This window comes from Streptomyces sp. DvalAA-43 (assembly GCF_900091725.1).
In the GTDB taxonomy this organism is placed as follows: Bacteria; Actinomycetota; Actinomycetes; order Streptomycetales; family Streptomycetaceae; genus Streptomyces; species Streptomyces pulveraceus.
The window spans coordinates 1-5,424 of record NZ_FMBW01000032.1 but is presented as its reverse complement, the minus strand read 5'-3'; the positions used below and the strand labels follow the sequence as shown (position 1 = coordinate 5,424).

Here is a 5,424-nt window from a genome sequence, read left to right as displayed (position 1 = left end):
ACGGCCGGCTCGATGACGACGCGTGCGGCCGGCCTCGGGCCTCACTCCGGCAGGTCCCGCATCGCTCCTGGAGGGGCGGTTCTTCGTGTCGTGAGAGCCCGTCAGAGTCGTCTGTGACCAGTGGTTTTGAGCATCCCCGAGTTCGGGGTATGCTTTATCTCGTTGCACAGCGCAGCGCGCCCCAATAGCTCAGTCGGTAGAGCGTCTCCATGGTAAGGAGAAGGTCTGCGGTTCGATTCCGCATTGGGGCTCCGAAGAACAGGAAAGGCCCCCGCCAGCTGGCGGGGGCCTTTCCTGTTGGGGCGTGGGTTATCCGGCTGCCATGAATGCCCCATCGGTGAGGACCGGCACGACATCGGAGACGTCCGACTCCGTTGCGATACGTACGTCGTCGGGGAAGCCCCCTGAAACGAGTTCCTGCCCGGATGCGCTGGCGGTCACCGCGGCGATGACATCCGGCGTCGTCTCGAAACACGCGGCCGCTGTGGCCGCCTCGGGCGACAGAGAACCACCGCGCTGTTTCCTGAGCGCCGCGAGAACGGCTCCCGCACCCAGCAGGTCCTCCAGAGCGGGGCGCAGACTGCCGTCCGGCCAGCGCTCGCCCGAGGCGATCACGGCAACCGGGCGGGCGAGCGTTCCATACCCGTTGAGGGCGAGCCAACGGCCCACCGCCGTCGCATTGCGCAGACAGCCCGCAACGACCGTCGACCCACCGGCCGCGGCGGAGGTCGACGAGCCGTTGGGAGAAGGCAGGACCAGACGTGGTGTGAAAGGCGCGTCTCTCAGCGCCGCCGGTGACAGCGACCAGGGCGATGCCGATGTCGCCATGCGCCGGCCTACGGCCAGCCGCGCATCCATGCGCTCGGCGAAGACCGATGCCGAGGCGTCACGCCAGGCGTGCGGGAATACCCGAGTTCCGGACTCCACAGCCACCGTCACCGAGGTGGTGAACGACAGCACGTCGATCACCACGAGACACGCGACCGCCGACGAGAGCCGTTCGGCGCCTGCGGGCCCCCAGTCGAACCGTGCTCCGCTGCCCGTTTGCAGATACCAGTCGTCCATGGCGATGAGAATGGCAGGCATTCATGCACAGACAGGCCGAAGGGGCGTCGGTGTATTAGGCGGTGGGCGGTTCCGGGACGCGCATGGCGAGGATGGCCATGTCGTCCGAGGCCGGCTCGGCGGCGAAGCGTTCGACCGCCCGCAGGATGCGAGCTGCCACCGCGCCCGCCGTGAGGCCGGTACAGGTCGCCAGGACATCCGCCAGACCGTCGTCGCCCAGCATGCGGGTGCCCTCGCGGCGTTCCGTGACGCCGTCGGTGACACACAGCAGGACATCGCCGGGGGCGAGGGTGAACGACTGCTCGTACAGTTCGAGTTCCTCGATGACGCCCAGCAGGGGCTGAGGCTCGGCCGCCGCCTCGACCGAACCGTCCTGACGCAGGCGCAGCGGCAGCGGGTGCCCCGCGCAGACCACCTTCAGAAGGGCGCTGCCGTCGTCCTGGGGCCACAGCTCGCCGTACAGGAGGGTCAGGAAGCGGCTGCGGGCGCCCTCGTCCAGGATGGCGGCGTTGAGCCGCTCCAGGACGGCCGGGCCGCCGAAGCCTTCTCGGGCGAGCAGGCGCAGGGCGTGGCGGGCGAGGCCCGTGACGGCCGCGGCCTCCGGGCCCGTACCGCACACGTCGCCGATGGCGAAGCCGTAGGCGCCGTCGCGGATCGGGAAGACGTCGTAGAAGTCGCCGCCCACCTCATTGCCCTCGCCCGCCGCACGGTAGATGACCTCGATCTCGACATTGGGGATCTCGGGCAGTCCCGGCGGCAGCAGGCTGCGCTGGAGGGACTGGCTGATCGCCATGCGCTCCGAGTACAGGCGGGCGTTGTCGAGGGCGAGCGCGGCACGGCGGGAGAGGTCCTCGGCCAGTTCCAGGATCTCCTGGCGGAAATGGTCGTCGGAGGGCTTTCCGAGCGTGAGCATGCCGATGACACGGTTGCGGGCCACGAGCGGCAGGACCACCGTCTCCCCGCCCACGGCGGCCGCGGTGGCCAGCGTCGTACGGATACCGGAGCCGAGCCTGGCGGGTTCGCCGAGCCTGCCGCGCTCACCGAGACCGAGCGTCCGCATCGAACTGCGCAGGGCGGCCTGGTGGGCGGCCTCGGACGGGGCGGCCCAGACGCGGGCGCCAGGGGTCGGCACGGGGTCCGGGGGCGCGATCTTGGAGAGCAGTGCCTTGAGGCCGTCGATACGCTCTTCGTCCTCGTGCAGGACGTAGGAGAGATGCGGCTCGGACGCCTGGTCGGCGATCGTGTACACGGCGCACCAGGTGGCCAGGGTGGGGACCGTCATCTGGGCCATCAGCGCCAGGGTCTGGTCCCGGTCGAGAGTGCCGGCGAGCAGATCGGAGGCCTCGACGAGGAAGGAGAGGGAGCCGCGGCGGAGGCGCTCCAGCTCGCCCAGGCGGGCCGACTCGACCGCCAGCGCGATCCGGTCCGCGGCGAACTGCAGCCGCAGGGCCTCCTCGTTCGAGTAACGGCCGGCCGCCTCGGCGGCGACCCCCAGGGAGCCGGTGAGCCGCCCCTCGACCTTCAGCGGGACGGTGACGACGGAACGCATCCCGGTCCCGCCGAGCAGCGGGACGGCGCCAGGGACGTTGTCGAGGTCCTCGTGGACGGCGGGCATGCGGGCGGATCCGTACCGTCCGGTCCCGGCCTCCACCGGGACCCGGGCGAAGCGCTGGCGGGCGGAGGGCAGACCCGTGGTGGCCCGCACCTCCAGTTCCGTCTCGTCGTCCGTGGCCAGCAGCAGGAAGGCCGCATCGGCGTCGAGCATGTCGCGGGCCCGCTCGACCGTGCGCTGGAGCAGGCCGTCGAGGTCGTCGGGGGCGGGGGAGCCGATGAAGATCTCGAACGGGTCCGTCTTGCCGCTCTCGGCGGCCGTGTCGGAGACCGGTGCGCGGGCCGGTGACTGGAGCACGGCCCGTTCGTAGTCGCGGACGAGCAGACAGACGGTCGAGGGCTCGCCATGGGTGTCGCGGACCCGCAGGTGCGAGGCGTAGACCGGGATGGTCCGGCCGTCGGCGCCCCGGATCCCGTAACTGCCCTCCCAGCGGGAGAGCTGGAGGGCGTCGACGATGCCCGTGTTGGTGCCGGGGGTCTGGGGCCAGGCGGTGAAGTCGGTGAGCTGCTTTCCGGTGACCTGGTCCGCGGTGTGGCCGAAGAGGAACGAGGCGTCCTCGTTCCAGGCCGCGATGGATCCGGCGCTGTCGATCTGGACGACGGCCACCCGGACGCGCTCGTCGGCGACGGGGAGCAGCCCCACCGGGAGCAGCGGGCCCGCCGAGCGGATGCCCACCGGGCGTTCGGGCAGATCGAGCTGGAACCAGACATGCTTGCGGGTGGGTGAATACTCGACACCCCAGCGGGTGGCGAGTGCCGCGCAGAGCAGCAGCCCGCGGCCGTTCTCGCGATCCGGGCTGCCGAAGTCCAGACCGGTGCTCTGGAGCGGGACCTCGCGTTCCGGATAGTGGTCGGAGACCTCGATCCGGACGCCGTCCTCCGTGCGCAGACACAGCACGTCCGCGGCGGTGCCCGCGTGGACCACGGCATTGGTCACCAGCTCGCTGGTGAGGACGACCGCGTCGTCGACGACGTCCGTGTAGCCCCACCCCTGGAGGGTGTCGCGGACGAAGGCGCGGGCGGTCGCGACGGAACGTCCGACCGGGTCGAAGGTGGCGGCCGCGCGCGCGGTGATCACAGCACTCCCCATATGGTGTCTCGTCGCTTCCCCGAGTCCTGTGCCCGTTTCTCGCCGCTTCGATTCGCCTGCCAGGCTAGACGCTCGATCTCGGTGCCGGATACACGAGGGGCGACTTCGGGCAGGAGCGACCAGGAACGGACCTGTGACCGGACAAGTGTGGGCCTCTCGACAGAGGGATGTGGGACAACCTCTGGAGGTTGCACCCCGGCTGCGTCGGGCCTGGTACGTTTCAACGATTTGACGTCCGCATGGTCACCCGTCGACGGTGGGCTGTGGCGGTGAGCCAAAGAAGAGAACTGGGCAAGCTCCCAGATAGGACCCGAGCAATACGGTCAACCCCTGCGGGAGGGATCACGGTGGAGTCTGGCGTGGCGGCGCGGGGAACAGGCACGCGCACAAAAGGCGGACAGTCCGTGAAGAAACAGCGCAATGGAACCATCGACGTCGATGCGGCAGCCCTCAACAGACTGCTGGCGGGCCTGGTGGCGATGCGCGACGGGAATTTCCGCAGGCGTCTGACCGTCTCGGGCGACGGTGTGATGGCGGAGATCGCGGCGGTCTTCAACGAGGTCGCCGACCGCAACCTCCATCTCACCGGGGAGCTGGCCCGGGTGCGGCGGGTGGTCGGACGTGAGGGCAAGCTCACCGAGCGGCTGGAGACGGGTGCCTGCGAGGGCTCCTGGGCCGCCGCGATCGACGCCTCCAACGAACTGGTCGACGATCTGGCCCGCCCGGTCTCCGAGGTCGGGCGGGTGCTGTCGGCGGTGGCCGACGGTGATCTCGAACAGCGGATGGAACTGCGCTCGCACACCTCCGACGAGACGGTACGGCCGCTGCGCGGCGAGTTCCTGAAGGTCGCCCGTACGGTCAACAGCCTCGTCGACCAGCTGTCGGCGTTCACCGAGCAGGTGACGCGGGTCGCGGTCGAGGTGGGCACCGAGGGCAAGCTGGGCGGGCAGGCCCAGGTGCGCGGCATGTCCGGGTCCTGGAAGGACCTCACGGACTCCGTGAACACCATGGCGTACCGGCTGACCGCGCAGGTGCGCGACATCGCGCTGGTGACGACGGCGGTCGCCAAGGGGGACCTGTCGCGGAAGGTCACCGTCCATGTGGCCGGCGAGATGCTCCAGCTGAAGAACACCGTCAACACGATGGTCGACCAGCTGTCGTCGTTCTCCTCGGAGGTGACCCGGGTCGCCCGAGAGGTGGGCACGGAGGGCGAGCTCGGCGGGCAGGCGACCGTGCCGGGCGTGGCGGGCGTGTGGAAGGACCTCACCGACTCCGTCAACACGATGGCCGGGAACCTCACTTCCCAGGTGCGCGGGATCGCCGAGGTGACCACGGCCGTCGCCAACGGCGACCTGTCCCAGAAGGTCACGGTGAGCGCCCGCGGCGAGGTCGCGCAGCTGGCCGAGACCATCAACCAGATGACCGACACGCTGCGGCTCTTCGCGGACGAAGTGACCCGGGTGGCCAGTGAGGTCGGTGGCGAGGGCCTGCTCGGCGGCCAGGCGAAGGTGCCGGGTGCGGCGGGGACCTGGAAGGACCTGACCGACTCGGTGAACACGGTCTTCCGGAACCTGACGACCCAGGTGCGCGACATCGCGCAGGTGACCACGGCGGTGGCCAACGGTGACATGACGCAGAAGGTCACCGTGGACGTGGCC

The 5,424-nt window shown here is 70.1% G+C and carries 3 protein-coding genes and 1 tRNA gene; 2 read left to right on the top strand and 2 right to left on the bottom strand.

The window, feature by feature from the left end; translation table 11 throughout:
• The first annotated feature begins 178 nt into the window (after positions 1–178).
• A tRNA-Thr gene (locus GA0115234_RS09690) sits at positions 179–251 on the top strand.
• A 58-nt stretch (positions 252–309) separates the two neighbouring features.
• Here the strand turns inward: GA0115234_RS09690 and GA0115234_RS09685 are convergent.
• Both GA0115234_RS09685 and GA0115234_RS09680 read right to left on the bottom strand, forming a co-directional pair.
• A complete protein-coding gene (locus GA0115234_RS09685) occupies positions 310–1,065 on the bottom strand; it encodes a 2-phosphosulfolactate phosphatase (RefSeq protein WP_093540495.1) in 756 nt (251 codons plus the stop codon).
• A gap of 55 nt (positions 1,066–1,120) precedes the next feature.
• Entirely contained in the window at positions 1,121–3,754 is a 2,634-nt protein-coding gene (locus GA0115234_RS09680; protein ID WP_093540494.1) for a SpoIIE family protein phosphatase, read from the bottom strand.
• A gap of 416 nt (positions 3,755–4,170) precedes the next feature.
• On the opposite strand from GA0115234_RS09680, the gene GA0115234_RS09675 reads away from it, so the two are divergent.
• The coding region (locus tag GA0115234_RS09675) for a HAMP domain-containing protein (protein ID WP_141718412.1) at positions 4,171–5,424 on the top strand (1,254 nt) is incomplete at its 3' end.

Bases quoted from the DNA above. Each gene is read 5' to 3' on its own strand.
- GA0115234_RS09685 (WP_093540495.1), bottom strand. From the start codon at position 1,065: ATGGACGACTGGTATCTGCAAACGGGCAGCGGAGCACGGTTCGACTGG.